Source organism: Paenisporosarcina sp. (genome assembly GCF_057785155.1).
Genome location: NZ_JBYNRN010000012.1, coordinates 562,453 through 581,111, shown reverse-complemented (window position 1 = coordinate 581,111; position 18,659 = coordinate 562,453). Strand labels below are relative to the sequence as shown.

Genomic DNA, 18,659 nt, shown 5'->3' with positions numbered 1-18,659 from the left:
GACGAATTATGAGCAATGTCTGGATACATTTTAACGAGTTGGACAATCATAATATACGCTTTATTGATGTACGGTTTTCATTAACAGATCAAGAAGAGGGACGTCGATTATATGAAGAAAGTAATTTGACCGGAGCCATCTTCATGGATTTGGAAAACGACTTGTCCAATATGGATAGCAAAGATGGTAGACATCCTATGCCTTCAAAAGATAAGTTGAATATGTTTTTTGAAAATCATGGATTGAAATATAGTGATACAATTGTCATTTATGATCAAGGCGGCATGCCATTTGCACCTCGTGCTTATTGGATTTTCAAGTATGCAGGATTTCCAAAAGTCTTTATTCTACGTGAAGGTTTTGAACAATTGAAGGAAATGAATGTTGCTATTTCGAAGGATATTCCTGAGTTTGCAAAGTCTAACTTAGACTTAGAGTGGAACGAAGGAATTTTTGCTCATAAGGAATTGGTTAAATCAATATCAGAGAGAGCAATAGAAGGTGGCCTGCTGGATGCTCGATCGAAAGAGAGATATGAAGGTAGAAATGAGCCAATCGACTTTGTAGCTGGCCATATTCCTACTGCACGAAATTTTGATTGGGAACAGCTCAAAGAAAATGGACAGTTTAAACACGGTAAAGCTATTGAAAAATCGCTTGAAAAAGTGGCATCAAAAGATGAAGAAATAACGGTTTATTGTGGAAGTGGAGTAACAGCTGCACCACTTTATGCGATGCTTAAAGAAATTGGCTATGAGCATGTAAGACTTTATGTAGGTAGTTATAGTGATTGGATAACATCATATCCAGTTGATCAATTCAAATAAATAATAAATATAGAAAACGGGGCTTCCAAGAAGAAAGTAGGATAAATAGGTGAAGAGCGTTGATTAATTTGTCTCTTCTACTTAATTTTAAGATTTTGCTCCTTTTACTTAAGCACATGGAAGGTGCAACTGAGCGCAGCGAGGGAAGCAGCTAAAGCAGTGCCTCCGGAAAGCGTCCGCAGCAATGAAAATCAGCCGTTTTTTTAGTAAAGGGGTATCCCAAAAGTCACATATCATGACTTTAGGGACACCCCTATTTTTCTTTTTCAATAACATAAGATACCGATGAGTTGTCTATACTATTTAAAACAAAAAAAAAGAGAGCAATATGCTCACTTTTTATAGTGTCGAACCATCAGCTACTTGATAATTTTTATGTGATACAACAGTTAAAGTAGATGCAGCACCAATTTTTTTTGCGTCTTCTTGAGAAATCTCAACGATACAAGAGTTTTCGAGGATTTTAAAAATAGCACCTTCAACTTCGACATCACGACGAGTAAATGTAATCTTTTCGCGGATTTTTCGAGCTTGTACAAATGCTGATACTTCTTTTTCATGTTTTTGGAATGTCATGTAAATTCCCCATTTCTTCACTTGGATTTCATAGACTAATAAAAAATGCTTCAGATTTCTCTGAGGCTCTAAAACGTAAATAAAGATATATTTCTATTAAGTATTTACATTTAATTATAACATAGTTTTCAGTTATAAGCTATCAGAGAGAAATGATTGGTATACTTAGTAAAAGCAATCAAGAGATGTAACTCTCATGATTTAAAAGGAGAATGGATTTATGACAAAACAATTTAAAGACTATGGAATATCTGAAGAAATCTTACGTGCCCTTGATGGGCTGGGGTACACTGAACCAACTGAAGTACAAGAAAAAGTAATTCCGCTAGCATTAGAAAAAAAAGATATCTCAGTAAAGTCTCAAACAGGAAGCGGGAAAACCGCAGCGTTTGGTATTCCAATATGCGAATTAGTAGAGTGGGACGAAAATAAGCCACAAGCGTTAGTTTTAACACCTACTAGAGAATTGGCACTACAAGTATCTGAAGATATCATGAATATCGGACGCTTTAAACGTGTAAAAGCGACTGCAGTTTTTGGGAAACAACCTTTCGCTAAGCAAAGAGCTGAACTTAAACAAAAATCTCATGTGGTAGTTGGTACTCCAGGACGAGTTATGGACCATATTGAACGACACACATTAGATTTAAGTAAAGTTGAAATATTAGTTCTCGATGAAGCAGATGAAATGTTAAGCATGGGGTTCATTGATTTAGTTGAGTCAATCATGAAAATGCTTCCGAAAAAACGCTTAACGATGTTGTTCTCAGCTACTTTACCTAAAGATGTCGAAAAACTATGTCATAAATATATGATCGAGCCTGTCGACATAGAGATTGAAAAAATAGAAGAAAAAGAAAAACTTATTCAGCATGAAGTCTATACTGTTCCGGAGAAAAATAAATTGGATTTATTGAAAGATATCACGATTGTTGAAAATCCTGATAGCTGTATTATCTTTTGCCGAACTAAAGATAATGTAGATACTCTAGTAGATGCACTAGATGACGCTGGTTATTCTGTAGATAAAATTCATGGTGGCATGGAACAAGATGAACGATTTGAAGTCATGAACGACTTCAAACGTGGTGAGTTTAGATATTTAATCGCTACGGATGTTGCAGCACGTGGAATCGATATTGACGGGATTACACATGTTATTAATTACGATATGCCTCTTGAAAATGAAAGCTATGTTCACCGAACTGGGCGAACAGGTAGAGCAGGACAGATGGGGAAAGCCATTACACTTGTTACACCATATGAAGATAAATTCTTAGCAGCTGTTGAGAAGTATATTGGGTTTATTATTCCATTAAAAGATTCTCCAACTAAAGAACAAGTCGTTAAAGGCCGTGAAGCTTTCAACCGAAAGATGAAAGAGGAGCCGGAATTAAAAGTTGAGAAGAAGGAAAAATTAAATGAAGACATCATTAAATTGTATTTTAATGGTGGGAAGAAAAAGAAACTTAGAGCAGTTGACTTTGTCGGAACAATTTCAAATTTGAAGGGGATCACTTCGGATGATATCGGAATTATTACGATTCAAGAAAATGTATCTTATGTTGAGATTTTAAATGGGAAAGGTTCATCCGTTTTAAAACAAATGAAAGATACAACCGTTAAAGGAAAAAAATTAAAAGTTTATATAGCAAATAAATAATATTATTATGTAAACTAAATCGTATACAGAAAAATAGCCATTTTGCATATTCTGCGAAACGGCTATTTTTTATGGAATTAAAAAATTGATCTTTTTAGAATGTACTTGAATTTGAAGAGGGGTCTCTAAATAAATTTCTCCATCTGTATCCACTTTCTTTGGCTCACTGGTCTTAATACTAATTTGTTTACCTCGATAATGTGTAATATTGTTTAAATCGTCAGGTACGATATGAGGTTGATTTAACGAATACCATTCTCTAATAGCAACCATCGTAGAGGATTGTACGACGATAATATCAAGCATTCCATCCGAAGGGTCAATTATTTCAAGTGGGAATCGATGAGTGCCTATAGAATTTCCATTCATAACTAACACCATAACTGCTTCCTCCAAATAGGAAACTCCGTCGATATGAAGTTGAAAAGGGATGGGTTCACTTTGTTTGAAAGATTGGATCGCACTCATGAAATAACTAAGCTTTCCATACTTACTTTTTAAATCAGGGTTAATGTTCTCTGAGGCATCAGCTATTAATCCAACTCCTGCAAAGTTCATAAACCATCGATCGTTTATTTGTGCTAAATCCATCGGTGCAACATTTCCATTAACGAGTGATTCGACAGCTAGTTCAAGTGTAAGAGGAATTCCAAGTGTTCGTGAAAAATCGTTACATGTTCCACCTGGTAAAATACCGATGGCTGGAACGTTTTTCATTGTTTCAAAAACTTGAATTGCCGTGTGTAAAGTACCATCGCCACCTAGTAAAAACAAGACATCAGCAGATTCTGTTTGTAAAATTGCATCTTGAAAATCTTCAGGGGACATCGTTTGAACGATGGTTAATTGACTACAATGAGTAGCTAAAATAGGTACCACTTTACTGAGGGCAATTTCACTTGAATCCTGACCTGCTTGTCCATTAAACAATAAATATCCATGATTAAATCTAGGCATTTTTTCACCTCTTTCATTAGTAAAGTATTGTTAAAGTCTTCTGAGAACGAAGATAGATGAGCAATAAAACAAAGAGTAACTTGATCGCAAATTGCAAATGAATTGTAATCTCCTATGAAAAATTCTCAACTACTAAAGATGTACCCTATATTAATAATCAGTATGCATACTTTTATGATAAATTGATACTTCTGGATGAATGTGAAATATTCAAGTACACAATTAAGAAGTACTATATAATGAACATGAGATGATTAAAAAGAAGAATAATCAGTTTTTGTGTATTAAAAGGAGTGCAGGCATGGTTCAAGCATTAGGAATAGATGTAGGTGGGACATTAACCAAGATCGCTTACTACGATGATCAAAATCAATTAATATTAGAACACTTTCCTTCAAGTGATATGGAAGAAGTAAGTAATTGGATTGCTTCTTTTTCAGAAGATGCTTTGATTGGATTAACCGGTGGCCGTTCTGAACAATTAAAACCATTTTTAAAACAACATAAAAATCTTCATTATATAGTGGAGTTTGATGCAACGGTTGCAGGAGTCAATTTCCAAATACAGCAACAAGGTTATACGTTTAATGAAGCAATCGTAACGAACATAGGAACAGGTACATCTATTCATCTATTGAAAGGAAATCTGCATGAACGTGTAGGTGGAACTGGTATAGGTGGTGGTACGTTACTCGGCCTATCTAATTTGATGACGGGGATTGTGGATTTCGAAACAATCGTTGAGTTATCGTCAAAAGGAAGTAGAGCTAAAGTAGATATTTTAGTAAGTGATATTTATTTTGGAAATAAAACACCAATCGATGGTGGATTAACTGCTAGTAATTTTGGGGATGCCGGTTTACATATTGAGATTTCAAGAACAAAAGAGGATTTAATTGCTTCAATTCAAGGTTTAGTTGGGGAAGTTATTTCTACCTTAAGTATCCAAACAGCTACTTCTGAAAACATTGAACACATCCTTTATATAGGTTCCACATTATCTGAAAACGTTCCATTACAGACCATTATTGGGAACTATACAAAGCGGAAAAATCGAACGCCCATCTTTTTAGAAGACAATGGTTTCAGTGGAGCAATAGGTGCTTTATTAAGTAGAATGAAATAATTTGTTATTGTTTGAAAAACAAGATAATTACAAATATACACAAGCATCTTAGTTGCAAATGAAAAATAACCATGTTATATTTAGAGAGAATTATTTTTGTTCGGATTTGAGAAAGACTTTTATAAGATTTTATCTCCACGATTTGAGCAAGGATAGTAACACAATGTGTACTTACGTACACGAGGAGGAACATACACATGGAACAAGGTAAAGTAAAATGGTTTAACTCAGAAAAAGGTTTTGGATTTATCGAACGCGACGGCGGAGACGATGTATTCGTACATTTCAGCGCTATTCAAAGCGAAGGTTTCAAATCTCTTGATGAAGGTCAAGAAGTTACTTTTGAAATCGAGCAAGGCCAACGTGGTCTTCAAGCTACTAACGTAAACAAAGCTTAATTCAAATATTAAACCATAAACAGGCTCTCTTTGAGAGTCTGTTTTTTTGTTTGTCCAAAAGAAAAACACTCGTCTAAGCAATTGTTTTAGTCGAGTGTTTGTTTTTGCTGAATGGCTTTTCGAGCTAATTGATCAGCTGCTCTGTTATTACTTTCAGGTATCCATTTAATGAAAAAGAATTCAAATGATTCAGCAATTTCCATTGCTTGATCTAATAACTCTTTAAAGACCGGGTTTTTTGCATACTGCTTTTCAACAGCTGCTACAACAATTTGAGAATCTGATTTAACTGACACAATGCCTGAGGTCCGCTTCTTCGCTTCTTCTAAACCACGAATCAAAGCCATAAACTCTGTTGTATGATTATCATATATGCCAACATACTCAGAAAGTTGGACATGATGACCTTCGCCTTTAATAAAAAGACCAATACCACTAGGGCCTGGATTGCCTGCACTTGCACCATCTATATAAACCTCTAACATCCTAAAACCTCCTTATTTTTCGTCTAAAGGGGTCATTTTCTTAGCGATATAACCAAACGGTGTTCCAAGGATTGATACTAAGAATTTCAATAGATACGTTGAAAAGAATACGCTCATCCAAACATCTAATGGTAAAACTCCATAAAATGCGATCGAAGTGAAAATTAGTGTATCTAGCAATTGGCTTAACATCGTTGAGCCGTTGTTGCGGATCCAAAAAGCTTTGTCAGATGGGAATAATTTTCGTAGGAAGCTAAAAATATAAACATCCGTATATTGGCTAACAAGATAAGCAATGATACTACCTAGAGCTATCTGAGGAATTAAGCCAAAAATCGTAGATAGTGAATCATGTGCAAAATCATCTGGTGAAGGCGTGAATTGCAAAACTACTTGCATAATAATCGTCATCATAATTAATGATGCGAAACCTAACCAAACAGCTTTTTTCGCTTCTTTTTTACCGTATTTTTCATTTAGAATATCTGTTACTAAAAATATGCTTCCATATATAGCATTCCCTAATGTAGCTGTTAAACCAAAGATTTCAATCATCTTTGTCACTTGAATATTGGCTAAGACCGTTGCAAAGCCAACCCAAACAAAGAGACCTGTTCTTCCAAAAAACTTATACATGATCAATACAAAAATCATGTTTAAAAGGGCAAATCCAATTCCTAATAATTCGTTGTGCATATAAATCCTCCTGTAGTTTTGATAAAGCGGGAGTTTACGAACCGCCTGTAGAAATCCAACTGATTTCCAACTTGACTATTATAATGTCAGTTGCATAGAAATGCAATGAGGGTGTAAAATATAAGGATGTGATTTGAAACGAACTTTGTTCGGTAAAATTTCAAATTGCATTAATGGGGTAAGGTATAATTTTTTAATGATACTCGTGAGATTTTCATTCTGACATTATTATGTCTATTATTTGAGGTGATCACAATGAATAAAGAATTAATTGTTCGTGAAATAGATAATCTTCTCGATACGTATTGCACAGATTGTTTTTTAAAGACGGAAATGCGTCAAAAAGGTGGGAAAACCTTTGCTCATCGATTTTGCATTCAAACGTGCACAGTTGGCGATCAACTCCATTTCTTAGGTGAAGAGTTAAATAAAGTGAAACAAAATAATTAATCATAGAAAAACCCACTAATCTTTATAGATTAGTGGGTCGTTTAATTATACTGATTAGAAATAGGGATAATAAGAAATCAGTATTAGAAAATACTTGAGCTATCACCATTCGGTTTTAACTTTGTTTTTCTAATGTGTTTAAAAAAACATTCGCTGCCTGGGGACCGCGATTTCCTTCAATGATTTCAAATGAAACCGATTGACCTTCATCTAACGTTCGGAACCCTTCTCCTTGGATTCCAGTAAAATGGACGAACACATCTTCACCATCATTATATTCGATAAAGCCATAACCTTTTTCGTTATTGAACCATTTTACTTTACCTTGGTGCATGAACGTTCCTCCCTACTACTTTAGCGAAATGTCATTTCCCATTTCAACAGGATACAAAACATTCTGTGAATGGATGGCTATACTATACATGATTTGTCGAAACTAGTCAATTACATGCAGAACCAGTTACCTTGCACACATTGCAACATATATGTCATGATACTTTTATAGATAGGATAGAAGGTATATGGAAGGGCGATAAGATTGAATAACATTGAACTCTGTGAACTACTTGTCAAAGATGTTTATCTTCATTTTGATGCGAGCCATGATTTTCAACATATAGAACGTGTTCTTGAAAATGCTAGAAAAATTAGTGCGGAAGAAGGAGATGTCCGCTCTGATATTATAGAGTTAGCAGTTCTGCTTCACGACGTAAGTGATGTTAAATACAGTGGACCAGAAGGCAAAAAGAAAGAAAATGATATTTTGAATCAACTTTCACTCTCTTCAAGCGATCGACAATGGATTGTGGACATTATTGAATCCGTATCGTTTAGCGGTGGACAGGAAAAAGTGGCTAGCACGTTAGAAGCCAAAATTGTTCGTGATGACGATCGTTTAGATGCTATTGGAGCAGTTGGCATCGCAAGGACCTTCGCATTCGGTGGTGCGAAAGGAAGAAAGTTGTATGACTGGTCAGAAGTTCCACGGACGAATATGACAGAAAGTCAGTATCGTCATGAAAAAACATCTTCAGTTACTCATTTTTATGAAAAGTTACTTCTATTAAAAGATTTAATGGTAACAAAGACAGGGAAGAAATTAGCTTTACAGCGTCATGAATTCATGTTGGCATTTATTGACCAACTTAAAATAGAAACGAGTGAATAAGAATGAGTCATTTAATCGTATCAAACTTAACTAAGACTGTTGGAGAAAAAACGTTATTCGAAAATATTGATTTTACTATTTATGCTGGGGAACGCGCAGGACTAATTGGAGTTAATGGAACCGGGAAATCAACTTTCCTTTCAATTTTAGCGGGTCAGATTGAAGCGGATCAATTAACAATGGATCATCCAAATCAATACCGCATCTCTTTTTTAGAGCAGGATCCACAATTTGCTGAGGACTTAACTGTTCTGCAAGCGGTATTTAGTGGAGATTCACCAGTACTTCAAATTAATCGTCAGTATGAAGATGCATTAGAGAAATTGACAATCGATTCTGCTTCAGAAGCAAATCAAAACTTATACATGGATATTCAACAAAAAATGGATGAATATAACGCATGGGATGTCAATGCTATGGCTAAAACGGCATTGTCACGATTAGGAATTGATATGTTCGATCGTAAAGTGAATGAATTATCTGGTGGACAATTAAAACGTGTAGCTTTAGCGAAAGTATTAATTGAACCAGCAGATTTAATCCTATTAGACGAGCCTACCAACCATTTAGATGTTCAATCTTCTAAGTTTTTACAAGAAAGCTTAGCTAAATTAAGCAGTGCCATTATATTCGTTACCCATGATCGATACTTTTTGGACGGGGTGTCCACTCATATTTATGAAATTGCAGATCAAACCATGTATACACATAGAGGGAATTATGGAGATTATTTAGAAGCAAAAGCAATCCGAGAGGAAATGGCTGCTTCGTCTCAATTAAAACTTCAAAATCGATTCCGTTCTGAACTAAAATGGATACGAAGAGGTGCAAAAGCACGTACTACAAAACAAAAAGCTCGAATTCAACGTTTTGAAGTATTAGATGAGCAAGTGGATCGTAACAATGATACAACATCATTAGATATGAAACTTGCTACGACACGACTAGGTAAAAAAGTGTTAGAGGGTATCGACCTTTCAAAAGCTTACAATAACAAACAAATCATCAAAAACTTTTCGTTCTTGCTTCAGCCAGGAGATCGCATTGGCATAGTAGGACCAAATGGAGCAGGCAAAAGTACATTGATCAATATTTTAGCTGAAAAAATTCAACCCGATGAAGGTGAATTGCTAATTGGACAAACGGTTAAAGTCGCTCATTTCGAACAAACGATTCCTCCGATGAATCCAACGACTCGTATGATTGAATATGTAAGAGAATCATCGAATGATATAGAAGGATCAGATGGGGTACGACATTCTGCAGCTCAAATGTTGGAACGTTTTTTATTCCCATTAAAAGTGCATGGCACGCCAATTGGGAAACTTTCTGGTGGAGAACGTAAAAGATTACATTTACTAAAATTATTAATGGAACAACCAAATGTTCTATTATTGGATGAGCCTACAAATGATTTAGATATTCAAACATTATCGGTTTTAGAAGATTTCATTGAACAATTCCCAGGTGTTGTTATTACCATTTCTCATGATCGCTTCTTCTTGGACCGAATCGCTAAAAAATTATGGGCACTGGATGGTAAAGGGAATACGAGAGAAGTTCAAGAAATCTATTCTGACTTCTTAGAACAAGTAGTAGTTCCGATTGAAGAAGAAATCATCGTTGAAAAAGTTGAACCTGTACAGGTGAAAGAACAAAAGAAAAAACCTTCTTACAAAGAGCAAAAAGAGTGGGAAACGATTGATGCAGATATTGCAAAAATAGAAGCTGAAATTATGGCTGCTGAAAAAGAAGTGGAATCAGCTGGTGCAGATTTTGAAAAGCTTCAACTTGCTACGACTCAATTAGATCAGTTGAATAATCAGTATAATCTTTTGATTGAAAGATGGTCCTATCTGCAAGATATTATGGGGTCATGATACAATACGTTTAGGAGGGATCTATGTGAAAATACTTACAATTGAACCAACACCAAGTCCAAATACGATGAAAGTTGTCGTAGACAATGAGCTACCTTTTGGGAAAAGTTTTAATTATAAAAAAGATGAAAATGTAGATGCCCCATCTGAAATAAAAGCCATATTACAAATTCCGGGAGTGAAAGGAATTTATCATGTAGCTGACTTTTTAGCGATTGAACGTATTGCAAAAAATGATTGGGAACAAATTTTAGCTGAAGTGCGACGAGCTTTTGGTGAAGATCATGAAACGAGTACTCAAGAAGAAAAAGTAGAGGAACATTTTGGTGAAGTCTACGTGCATGTTCAACAGATAAAGGGTATTCCACTACAAGTAAAAGTATTCGATCAGACAGCTGAAGAAAGATTAGGTCTTTCTGCTCGATTCGTGGAAGCCATGAATGCTAGTATGCATGACCAAGATGAAAATTATATTCTTCAACGCAAATGGGTGGATTATGGTGTACGGTATGGTGACAAAAAGGAAATTGCTGAACAAGTGGTACAAGAAATCGAAGCAACTTATCCTGAGTCACGTTTACAGACCTTAATTACTGATGCTAAAAGCCCTAAAGAGGAAGTCCCGACTAGAGGTCGTCATATTACACTTGAGGAATTTCAGTTAAATACGTGGGAAGAGCGTTTTCAATTATTAGATCAAATGGCCGACCCAAATGTGGATGACCTACCTTTATTAGACGTAGCATTAAATGATGAACAAATGGCAATTCGTCGATTAGCAACTGTCTATCTAGGAATGATTGATAATGAACAAGTTGTTCCTTATTTAGAAAAAGCATTGAATGACAAGAGTCCATCTGTTCGAAGAACTGCTGGAGATTGCATGAGTGATTTAGGATTTACGAACTTTGAGACTGCCATGATTCAAGCGTTAAAAGATAAAAACAAGTTAGTACGCTGGCGTGCAGCTATGTATTTGTTTGAAACAGGTACAGAAAACGCCTTGCCAGCTTTAAAAGAAGCGAATGAAGACCCGGAATTTGAAGTAAAGCTTCAAATTAATATGGCGATTGCACGTATTGAAGACGGTGAAGAAGCGAAGGGTTCTGTTTGGAAGCAAATGACAGAATCCCTCAAATAAATGAATTAGATGTTTGACATAAACGCATATGATGTTTATATGCGTTTATTTATTCTAAACAATTCCTTTAACATCAAAAAAGACATCCGGCAACCACCCCGGATGTCTAAAATTAAGCCAACATAACACAAAACAGGAAAAGTTATATTGGACATGAAAATCGTTACCTAATTTTGAAAGAAGTCTACTATCTCTTCTTTCTAACTATATTTTATCATGATAAAAAGTATTTCGGAAAATCAATTTATTCATCTATTTCCATAAGAATCCTTTAGGATATTTGGAAATGGATCAAATTCTATTTAACACAAAATAATTTAATCAAACATATAGAAAGAGGGAAACTACATGAACGCTTATGATGAATATATGAAGCAAATTGTCAAACCGATGCGAGCAGAACTAGTACAAGTTGGGTTTGAAGAGTTAACGGATGCTGAAATGGTTAATGAGCATATGAACTCAGCTAAAGGTACTTCTTTAATTGTCATTAATTCAGTGTGTGGCTGTGCAGCTGGTCTTGCGCGTCCAGCTGTATCCCAAGCATTATCTGAGGTGGCTAATAAACCGGAACATTTAGTAACTGTTTTTGCCGGTCAAGATCCAGAAGCTACTGTTCAAATGCGTCAATACTTTGAAGAAGTGCCAGCAAGTTCACCATCTATTGCAATTTGGAAAGATGGAAATTTGGCTTATTTTATTCCACGTGAACAGATAGAAGGTTTTCCAATGGAACAAATTAAAGATCATTTAGTTGAAGTACTTAATCAAGTCGTATCATCGTGAAAACAATCGTTACGACGGCGGGTAGGCCAACTGATTTCACGATTCAGTTAGCAAATGATGCAGGAAAGCATTTAGGACTTCCTTATATTGATCGTCAAAAAAGAACAGTGACTCAGCTTCAAAAACAATATGAAAGCGATGTCTTAGTTGCGACTAAATCTAGGTGGGAATATTATGGTGTTCACTCAGAACAGCCCTTTTATTTTCATCCAAGTTCTGCTATGTTTCGATTGAAAAGGCTAGCTCGAGGAGAGGTTGACACTTTGATTGATGCATGTCAGTTAGTTGAAGGGGATTCTTTCTTAGATTGTACGCTCGGATATGCATCAGATAGCTTGGTTGCGGCTTTTGTTGTTGGAGAAGCGGGTACAGTTGTTGGTTGTGAAGCCTCAAAAGTACAGGCATTTATCCTAAAAGAAGCATTTCATGGAGATCGAACGGATCATCAAGAATACTTATCTTTAATGAAGAAAATCGACGTCATTTCTAGTGATGCTTTGTCCTATTTAAAAACACAAAAGGATTCTTCTTTTGACGTCGTTTATATGGATCCAATGTTCGAGGAAACTATTTTGGAGTCTGGTAACATAAATCCACTAAGACATGTAGGCCGTACTGATGCATTAACAGAAGAATGGGTGTCAGAAGCGACTAGAGTTGCGAAAAAAAGAGTTGTTTTGAAAGCCCATTTTCAATCCACATGGTTTAATGATTTTCACTTTAACCAAATTGTACGTAAAAACACAAAATTCCATTATGGCTACATAGATTGTTTAGAAAAAACGGTCTAGAAAAACGATTAGTTCAATAAAGCCACAGTATCCCATTTTTTCCGAGATACTGTGGCTTTTCGATCAAATTGAATTTTTTCCTTGCTACTTCATTTGTTAATTCAATATAGGTATTTTTATAAGAAAAGACACAATTTGCACCATTCTGGATGCAAACTGTGTCTTTCTAATTAATCTGTGAAATTTAATGATGTTAAATAAGCTAGTAAGAGTAAGAAACCAATTCCAATCACTAATTGTGTATCCATTTCATATGCCTCCTTGTGAAAAAAACAAGCTGTTTATACTTTTTTATTGTACAATGAATAGTGTAAAGATGAAACCTTTAGTTCTTGAAATCGTACTTCTACATAAGTGTTTGTCAAAAATGTTTAGATTAGAAGGTGACAATGATGAAAAAGTGGATTCAAAAATCGTTAGTTGTAGCTGTAGCCCTTCTTACATTTGGTGTTATTTCGCCAAACCATGTTATTTGGGAAAATTTATTAGATGAGAAAGCGCATCAAAAATCAATTTCTTCTCACAATACGGAGCATACATATTCGGTAGAGTGGTCTGAAGAACAATCACCTTCAAGTTTTTTAGAAGATGCCGTCCTATTAGCAAAAGAACAGTCTTTATTGAAATTCGGTTCCCGTATTGGTCCGGTCATTGCGGATGAGTTCGATGAGATTATTTTTCCGAAAATCCAAGAAGCGATTGAAATGACTTTAGTTGATTTAGACCAGCAAAAATTGAATTCTTTAGCGATTAGTGAGAACCCTTCAGGTAATCATAGTGAAAAAATGTTCCATATTTATGAATCCACTACTGGCAGCGATATTATACGTTTCCATGTACGAACAGATCGCAAGCCGCAAGAAGGTTATTACTTTAATTTTCATTATCATACAGTCCAAGACCAGTTTGCAAAACACTATAAGTTAGGCGATATTTATTGGTCCAAAAATATGCCCCCAAAATGGTTATCATAGAACTCAAAAAAACACATCATATTCCTAATCTAGGGATATGATGGTGTCTTTTTTTATAATTAAATTTAGATAGGTGCATTCTTATCATGAAAACTCTTTAGAGTAGTTGAAGTAATTACTTTATAAAAAGATAGAACTGGAGGGTCTACGAATGGATCAGTATTTACAACTTTGCAGAACAATATTAGCAGATGGTGCTACGAAGAATGATCGAACTGGAACTGGTACAAAAAGTATTTTTGGTTATCAAATGCGATTTGATTTAACAAAGGGCTTTCCATTAATGACAACAAAACAAACAGCTATGCGATTAATCACCTCTGAATTACTATGGTTCATTAAAGGGGACACGAACGTGAAATCCCTTATCGAACAACGGAATTATATTTGGGATGAGTGGGCATTTGAAAAATGGGTAAACAGTTCGGATTATAATGGCCCAGATATGACTAACTTTGGACTTCGTGCATCAAAAGACGAGGAATTTCAAAAAGTTGTTGATGCACAAATGAATATATTTAGAGATAAGATCTTAAATGATGAAGAATTTGCAAATACATATGGTGATTTAGGTCCTGTTTATGGAAGACAGTGGCGTTCTTGGCCAACTGCTGATGGTCAGTCCATTGATCAATTGAAGAACGTCATTTCTTCTATTAAAAATAACCCGGACTCAAGAAGGCATATCGTTACAGCATGGAACCCATCAGAAGTTGATGATATGGCACTGCCACCATGCCATACTTTTTTCCAGTTCTATGTAGCCGATGGAAAACTATCATGTCAGTTATACCAACGTAGTGCAGATGTCTTTTTAGGCGTTCCTTTCAATATTGCTTCTTATGCTCTATTAACCCACTTAATCGCCCGTGAGTGTAATCTTGAAGTAGGTGAGTTTGTTCATACACTGGGTGATGCTCATATTTATTCCAATCATATGAACCAGGTGAATGAACAATTAGGAAGAACACCACGTGACCTGCCAACACTTAATATTTCACCTGAAAAAACATCAATATTTGATTTGGAAACGGAAGATATTACAATAGAAAATTATCATCCACATCCGCGAATAAAAGCTCCAATTGCTGTATAGAAAGTAGGGAAATAATGATTTCTTTAATTGTTGTCCATGATTTAAATCGAGTAATTGGTCATTTAAATAAAATGCCTTGGCATATTCCAAACGAACTTGCTTATTTTAAAGAGAAGACTATGGGGAAAGCAATGATTATGGGTAGAAATACGTTTGAATCCATTGGTCGTCCATTACCAGGAAGATTGAATATCGTAATAACTAGAAATGAGTCTTATCAACCAGAAGGTGTTACAGTTGTTCACTCACTTCAAGAAGCAATTTCAATTGCAAAGACATTTCATAAAGAAGTGATGATAATTGGAGGAGAACAAATTTTTAAAGACGCACTTCCTCTTGCTGATCAATTATATGTTACGGTTATTGAAAGTGAATTTGAAGGGGATACATTCTTTCCGCCATATGAGAGTGAATGGACGATTTCCAGTAAATCAGAAGAAATGATAACTGAAGAAGGATTACGTTATACTTATCAAATTTTACAAAGAAATAAGAGTAAACAAAATGTATAATTCCATTCGAACTTTTTCATTTTTGTTTGGCTATTTACCTTTCAGCTTAAAAGATTTGCGTAATGTGCAAAAACAAAAGGAGCTGCTTTCGACTGCAGAGTATGACGAACTGGTCCATCAGCAACCGAAAAAGTGGGCAAACGGGATTTTAAAACGAACGAAAAGCACTTTTAATGTAAAAGGACTGGATTTAATTCCAGAAGGTCCGGTTTTATTTGTTAGCAATCATGAAGGTAATTTTGATATCCCAGCTTTGATTGCACACATACCAAAGCCTTTTTCATTTATGTCTAAGATTGAAGTGAAAAAGCTTCCTATCATTAGAGATTGGATGGAAGCTATGAACTGTGTTTTCATTGATCGAACAGACAGAAGGAGTGCAATGCGTTCCATCACAGATATGATATCAACCCTACAAGCAGGTCACTCTATGATTATTTTTCCTGAAGGCACGCGAAGTAAAAAAAATGGTGTTCAGGAATTTAAATCAGGATTCACAAGGATTGCAAAAGGTGCTGAAGTTCCCATTATTCCAATTGCAATTGTAGGAACATCGGACATTATGGAAAACAATAATAATAAGATAAAAGCTGCACATGTAGAAATACATGTTTTAGAAGCTATTCCCGTTGAACATATAAAAGAGTTATCATCAAAACAACTTATAGAGACTGTTCAAAACGTAATTACTCAAAAAGTAAATGAAATACATCTTGAGCGAACCCAAATGCGAAAGTGAAGCAGATGGGTTTTTGCTTTGTATGATAAATGCAATTAGTTTACAGATGATTACAACGTTTTTTATAATATAGGAATAGAGAAGGGTGTGTCATTCATGTCAAAAATTCATATTGTTACCGATTCAACAGCTGATTTAACTTCTGAGCAAATTATTCAATATAATATCCATGTTGTACCTTTAAATGTCCAAATTGATGGTAAAACCTACACTGATGGTGTTGACTTACAAGCGGAAGCATTTTTAGAACTTATGAAGTCTTCTAAAGAACTGCCAAAAAGTTCTCAACCTGCTGTTGGGATTTTTCATGAATTATATGATGAATTAGGTAAAAATGGAGATCAAATCATTTCTATTCATATGACTGGTGGCATGAGTGGAACAGTGAAATCTGCACAAGCTGCAGCTGAAATGTCTTCTTCTGATGTAACTGTAATCGATTCTCGATTTATATCATATGCTTTATCATTTCAAGTGTTAGAAGCTGCACAGTTAATTGCACAAGGTGCATCATTAGATGAAGTTGTCAAACACGTTGAATCAGTTCGTGAAAGAACTAATTTATTTGTAGTCGTGGATACATTAGAGAATCTAGTAAAAGGTGGACGTATAGGCAAAGGAAAGGCTTTAATCGGATCACTTCTTTCGATTAAGCCAATCGCTTCTTTAGAAGGTGGCGAATATACACCAGTTCATAAAGCTAGAAGCCATAAGCAAGTTGTACAATATTTGTTCGATCAGTATCAAAAAGATACAGAGGGTAAGAAAGTAAAGTATGTAGGGATTTCACAAGCTAATGGATTTGCAATGGCAGACCCACTTAAAAAACGTATAGAAGAATCTGGTTTTAATGATGTTAAAGTAGCGTTTACCTCACCGGTAATAAGCACGCATACAGGTAGTGGAGCAATTGGATTTATGTATACGGTTGAATAAAATGAAATCTGAAGCAGGGAGAAATCCCTGTTTTTCTTTTGAGAAGGAGAGAAAAACATGAGAAAGAAGTTGATACTTGTCATAGTGATGATTGTTTTGTTGACAGGATGTCAATTAGAATTTATGAACACAAGAGACTTCACAATAAGACAATCCGTAAAATTAGAAAAGCTACGTATAGAAAAGACCTTCATTCAAGAAAATAAAGTCCTCATTGGCCTCGGTGATTCCCTTACTCAAGGTGTAGGTGATGAAAGAAAGCTCGGAGGATATATGGGGAGATTAGCAAGTAACGTATCCGAATTTAAAGGTGTTAAGGATGTAGAAATTGAAAATTTAGCTAAACGCGGTAGAAGAAGTGATCAATTGCTTGCTCAAATAGAATCAGGCGAAGTTAGTGATAACTTGAAGAAAGCGGATATGATTATGATGACCATTGGCGGCAATGACGTGATGGCGATCGTGAAAAAGGATTTATTTGAGTTGAAAATTGAAACGTTTGAAAAAGAATTAATCGAATTCTCCAATAGATACAATGAAATTTTGAAGGAAATTCGCAAGGTTAATCCTGATGCTCCGTTGATATTAATGGGTTTATATAATCCTTTTTCTATCGTAACGGAAGAAAAAAATGAGTTCGATACGATTTTGTTAAATTGGAATAAGTCGATTCAAGCGATGGCAGAGCAAGATTCTAACGCTTGTTTCATAACTGTAGACGACTTATTTAGTTCAAATACGAATCTTGTTTACCATACGGATTTTTTCCATCCAAATAGTAAAGGCTATGAACTAATGTCTGAACGCATGCTAGAATCAATTCAATCATGCGGTTTAAAAGAACTAACAAACGGGGAAATGGATTTCTAAGGAGATGATGCATAAATGAACAAATGGAAAATCGCATTTTTATTATTAATCGCAATATTAGTCACTGCAATCATCTTTTTCGCATTTTGGATTAGTTCACCTTCAGAAAAAACAATCGTACCAGAGCCGAAAACCGCTGTAGAAGGTAATGTATTGACGTTAAAGACAACAAAGGATGACTTTGAAGGGATTGCGAACTCGTACATACAAGAAGCCATGAAGGGGCAACCAATGCCTGTAACAATGAGCGTTGAAAACCAAATTTTATTGACGACTGAACTGACTATTTTCTCTACAGATATCCCAGTCATTATGAAGTTTGATCCGATCGTTGAGAAAAATGGCAATCTTAAATTAAAACAAACAGGTGTTGAAGTCGGAAGATTAGATTTGCCGCCTGAAAGCGTGTTAAAGTTAATGAAAGATTCTGTATCGTTACCTGAATGGATGATTGTACGCCCAGAAGAAGAAGATGTTTATATTGATTTGTCTCGCATTCCAATGAAATCAAACGTATCAGTAAGAGCTAAAGAATTTAATCTTCAACAAGATGAGATTACGTTAGAAATTACCGTACCTTCAAAATAA

The 18,659-nt window shown here is 35.2% G+C and carries 22 protein-coding genes; 17 read left to right on the top strand and 5 right to left on the bottom strand.

Annotated elements, in window-relative coordinates; all coding sequences use genetic code 11:
* The first annotated feature begins 8 nt into the window (after positions 1 to 8).
* The gene (locus AC3EA5_RS06160) at positions 9 to 827 is read left to right on the top strand and encodes a sulfurtransferase (RefSeq protein ID WP_488607515.1); all 819 of its coding nucleotides are present in this window, start codon (positions 9 to 11) and stop codon (positions 825 to 827) included.
* 339 nt (positions 828 to 1,166) lie between these two features.
* On the opposite strand, the gene AC3EA5_RS06155 is transcribed toward AC3EA5_RS06160, so the two are convergent.
* Entirely contained in the window at positions 1,167 to 1,403 is a 237-nt protein-coding gene (locus tag AC3EA5_RS06155; RefSeq protein ID WP_394187886.1) for a DUF2187 family protein, read from the bottom strand.
* A 220-nt stretch (positions 1,404 to 1,623) separates the two neighbouring features.
* Here AC3EA5_RS06155 and AC3EA5_RS06150 point away from each other — a divergent pair, with 220 nt between their 5' ends.
* A complete protein-coding gene (locus tag AC3EA5_RS06150) occupies positions 1,624 to 3,066 on the top strand; it encodes a DEAD/DEAH box helicase (RefSeq protein ID WP_488607514.1) in 1,443 nt (480 codons plus the stop codon).
* 69 nt (positions 3,067 to 3,135) lie between these two features.
* Here the strand turns inward: AC3EA5_RS06150 and AC3EA5_RS06145 are convergent, their stop codons facing one another.
* The gene (locus AC3EA5_RS06145) at positions 3,136 to 4,023 is read right to left on the bottom strand and encodes a diacylglycerol/lipid kinase family protein (protein WP_488607513.1); all 888 of its coding nucleotides are present in this window, start codon (positions 4,021 to 4,023) and stop codon (positions 3,136 to 3,138) included.
* Positions 4,024 to 4,324: 301 nt separating this feature from the next.
* On the opposite strand from AC3EA5_RS06145, the gene coaW reads away from it, so the two are divergent.
* A complete protein-coding gene (gene coaW, locus AC3EA5_RS06140) occupies positions 4,325 to 5,149 on the top strand; it encodes a type II pantothenate kinase (RefSeq protein WP_488607512.1) in 825 nt (274 codons plus the stop codon).
* A gap of 197 nt (positions 5,150 to 5,346) precedes the next feature.
* On the top strand, positions 5,347 to 5,547 hold the full coding sequence (locus AC3EA5_RS06135; protein ID WP_016427350.1) for a cold-shock protein: 201 nt from the start codon (positions 5,347 to 5,349) through the stop codon (positions 5,545 to 5,547).
* 86 nt (positions 5,548 to 5,633) lie between these two features.
* On the opposite strand, the gene AC3EA5_RS06130 is transcribed toward AC3EA5_RS06135, so the two are convergent.
* Positions 5,634 to 6,032, bottom strand: coding sequence for a reverse transcriptase-like protein (locus AC3EA5_RS06130; RefSeq protein ID WP_488607511.1), 399 nt, complete (start codon positions 6,030 to 6,032; stop codon positions 5,634 to 5,636).
* Positions 6,033 to 6,044: 12 nt separating this feature from the next.
* Positions 6,045 to 6,728, bottom strand: coding sequence for a queuosine precursor transporter (locus AC3EA5_RS06125; RefSeq protein ID WP_488607510.1), 684 nt, complete (start codon positions 6,726 to 6,728; stop codon positions 6,045 to 6,047).
* Between the two features lie 255 nt (positions 6,729 to 6,983).
* Between AC3EA5_RS06125 and AC3EA5_RS06120 the strand changes: the two genes are divergently transcribed.
* Positions 6,984 to 7,178, top strand: a complete 195-nt coding sequence (locus tag AC3EA5_RS06120) for a zinc-finger domain-containing protein (RefSeq protein ID WP_394187892.1) — start codon at positions 6,984 to 6,986, stop codon at positions 7,176 to 7,178.
* 115 nt (positions 7,179 to 7,293) lie between these two features.
* Here the strand turns inward: AC3EA5_RS06120 and AC3EA5_RS06115 are convergent, their stop codons facing one another.
* The gene (locus tag AC3EA5_RS06115) at positions 7,294 to 7,512 is read right to left on the bottom strand and encodes a cold-shock protein (RefSeq protein WP_394187893.1); all 219 of its coding nucleotides are present in this window, start codon (positions 7,510 to 7,512) and stop codon (positions 7,294 to 7,296) included.
* 204 nt (positions 7,513 to 7,716) lie between these two features.
* Here AC3EA5_RS06115 and AC3EA5_RS06110 point away from each other — a divergent pair, with 204 nt between their 5' ends.
* From AC3EA5_RS06110 to AC3EA5_RS06055, 12 genes are all read left to right on the top strand, one after another.
* Entirely contained in the window at positions 7,717 to 8,346 is a 630-nt protein-coding gene (locus AC3EA5_RS06110) for an HD domain-containing protein (RefSeq protein WP_488607509.1), read from the top strand.
* A gap of 2 nt (positions 8,347 to 8,348) precedes the next feature.
* Entirely contained in the window at positions 8,349 to 10,226 is a 1,878-nt protein-coding gene (locus tag AC3EA5_RS06105; protein WP_394187895.1) for an ABC-F family ATP-binding cassette domain-containing protein, read from the top strand.
* Positions 10,227 to 10,251: 25 nt separating this feature from the next.
* Positions 10,252 to 11,367 (top strand): virulence factor, encoded by a 1,116-nt coding sequence (locus AC3EA5_RS06100; protein ID WP_488607508.1) that lies wholly within the window; start codon positions 10,252 to 10,254, stop codon positions 11,365 to 11,367.
* Between the two features lie 348 nt (positions 11,368 to 11,715).
* On the top strand, positions 11,716 to 12,153 hold the full coding sequence (locus AC3EA5_RS06095; RefSeq protein WP_488607507.1) for a BrxA/BrxB family bacilliredoxin: 438 nt from the start codon (positions 11,716 to 11,718) through the stop codon (positions 12,151 to 12,153).
* Positions 12,150 to 12,944, top strand: a complete 795-nt coding sequence (locus tag AC3EA5_RS06090) for a class I SAM-dependent methyltransferase (protein ID WP_488607506.1) — start codon at positions 12,150 to 12,152, stop codon at positions 12,942 to 12,944. The genes AC3EA5_RS06095 and AC3EA5_RS06090 overlap by 4 nt, the downstream gene beginning before the upstream one ends.
* A 392-nt stretch (positions 12,945 to 13,336) precedes the next feature.
* Complete coding sequence (locus AC3EA5_RS06085; protein WP_488607505.1) at positions 13,337 to 13,918, top strand: YpjP family protein; 582 nt, start codon at positions 13,337 to 13,339, stop codon at positions 13,916 to 13,918.
* Positions 13,919 to 14,069: 151 nt separating this feature from the next.
* Positions 14,070 to 15,014: a thymidylate synthase gene (locus AC3EA5_RS06080; RefSeq protein WP_488607504.1), complete on the top strand. Its 945-nt coding sequence runs from the start codon at positions 14,070 to 14,072 to the stop codon at positions 15,012 to 15,014.
* A 14-nt stretch (positions 15,015 to 15,028) separates the two neighbouring features.
* On the top strand, positions 15,029 to 15,526 hold the full coding sequence (locus AC3EA5_RS06075) for a dihydrofolate reductase (RefSeq protein WP_488607503.1): 498 nt from the start codon (positions 15,029 to 15,031) through the stop codon (positions 15,524 to 15,526).
* On the top strand, positions 15,519 to 16,265 hold the full coding sequence (locus AC3EA5_RS06070) for a lysophospholipid acyltransferase family protein (RefSeq protein ID WP_488607502.1): 747 nt from the start codon (positions 15,519 to 15,521) through the stop codon (positions 16,263 to 16,265). The genes AC3EA5_RS06075 and AC3EA5_RS06070 overlap by 8 nt, the downstream gene beginning before the upstream one ends.
* A 96-nt stretch (positions 16,266 to 16,361) precedes the next feature.
* Positions 16,362 to 17,201, top strand: coding sequence for a DegV family protein (locus tag AC3EA5_RS06065; protein ID WP_488607501.1), 840 nt, complete (start codon positions 16,362 to 16,364; stop codon positions 17,199 to 17,201).
* A gap of 57 nt (positions 17,202 to 17,258) precedes the next feature.
* On the top strand, positions 17,259 to 18,071 hold the full coding sequence (locus tag AC3EA5_RS06060; RefSeq protein WP_488607500.1) for a GDSL-type esterase/lipase family protein: 813 nt from the start codon (positions 17,259 to 17,261) through the stop codon (positions 18,069 to 18,071).
* A gap of 15 nt (positions 18,072 to 18,086) precedes the next feature.
* A complete protein-coding gene (locus AC3EA5_RS06055) occupies positions 18,087 to 18,659 on the top strand; it encodes a YpmS family protein (RefSeq protein ID WP_488607499.1) in 573 nt (190 codons plus the stop codon).

Excerpts from the sequence above, each read along its gene's own strand:
- AC3EA5_RS06145 (WP_488607513.1), bottom strand. The coding sequence starts at position 4,023 with ATGCCTAGATTTAATCATGGATATTTATTGTTTAATGGACAAGCAGGT.
- AC3EA5_RS06115 (WP_394187893.1), bottom strand. The coding sequence starts at position 7,512 with ATGCACCAAGGTAAAGTAAAATGGTTCAATAACGAAAAAGGTTATGGC.
- AC3EA5_RS06120 (WP_394187892.1), top strand. The coding sequence starts at position 6,984 with ATGAATAAAGAATTAATTGTTCGTGAAATAGATAATCTTCTCGATACG.
- AC3EA5_RS06055 (WP_488607499.1), top strand. The coding sequence starts at position 18,087 with ATGAACAAATGGAAAATCGCATTTTTATTATTAATCGCAATATTAGTC.
- AC3EA5_RS06070 (WP_488607502.1), top strand. The coding sequence starts at position 15,519 with ATGTATAATTCCATTCGAACTTTTTCATTTTTGTTTGGCTATTTACCT.
- AC3EA5_RS06150 (WP_488607514.1), top strand. The coding sequence starts at position 1,624 with ATGACAAAACAATTTAAAGACTATGGAATATCTGAAGAAATCTTACGT.
- AC3EA5_RS06135 (WP_016427350.1), top strand. The coding sequence starts at position 5,347 with ATGGAACAAGGTAAAGTAAAATGGTTTAACTCAGAAAAAGGTTTTGGA.
- AC3EA5_RS06155 (WP_394187886.1), bottom strand. The coding sequence starts at position 1,403 with ATGACATTCCAAAAACATGAAAAAGAAGTATCAGCATTTGTACAAGCT.
- AC3EA5_RS06160 (WP_488607515.1), top strand. The coding sequence starts at position 9 with ATGAGCAATGTCTGGATACATTTTAACGAGTTGGACAATCATAATATA.
- AC3EA5_RS06105 (WP_394187895.1), top strand. The coding sequence starts at position 8,349 with ATGAGTCATTTAATCGTATCAAACTTAACTAAGACTGTTGGAGAAAAA.
- AC3EA5_RS06130 (WP_488607511.1), bottom strand. The coding sequence starts at position 6,032 with ATGTTAGAGGTTTATATAGATGGTGCAAGTGCAGGCAATCCAGGCCCT.
- AC3EA5_RS06075 (WP_488607503.1), top strand. The coding sequence starts at position 15,029 with ATGATTTCTTTAATTGTTGTCCATGATTTAAATCGAGTAATTGGTCAT.
- AC3EA5_RS06125 (WP_488607510.1), bottom strand. The coding sequence starts at position 6,728 with ATGCACAACGAATTATTAGGAATTGGATTTGCCCTTTTAAACATGATT.
- AC3EA5_RS06095 (WP_488607507.1), top strand. The coding sequence starts at position 11,716 with ATGAACGCTTATGATGAATATATGAAGCAAATTGTCAAACCGATGCGA.
- coaW (WP_488607512.1), top strand. The coding sequence starts at position 4,325 with ATGGTTCAAGCATTAGGAATAGATGTAGGTGGGACATTAACCAAGATC.
- AC3EA5_RS06085 (WP_488607505.1), top strand. The coding sequence starts at position 13,337 with ATGAAAAAGTGGATTCAAAAATCGTTAGTTGTAGCTGTAGCCCTTCTT.
- AC3EA5_RS06080 (WP_488607504.1), top strand. The coding sequence starts at position 14,070 with ATGGATCAGTATTTACAACTTTGCAGAACAATATTAGCAGATGGTGCT.
- AC3EA5_RS06065 (WP_488607501.1), top strand. The coding sequence starts at position 16,362 with ATGTCAAAAATTCATATTGTTACCGATTCAACAGCTGATTTAACTTCT.
- AC3EA5_RS06060 (WP_488607500.1), top strand. The coding sequence starts at position 17,259 with ATGAGAAAGAAGTTGATACTTGTCATAGTGATGATTGTTTTGTTGACA.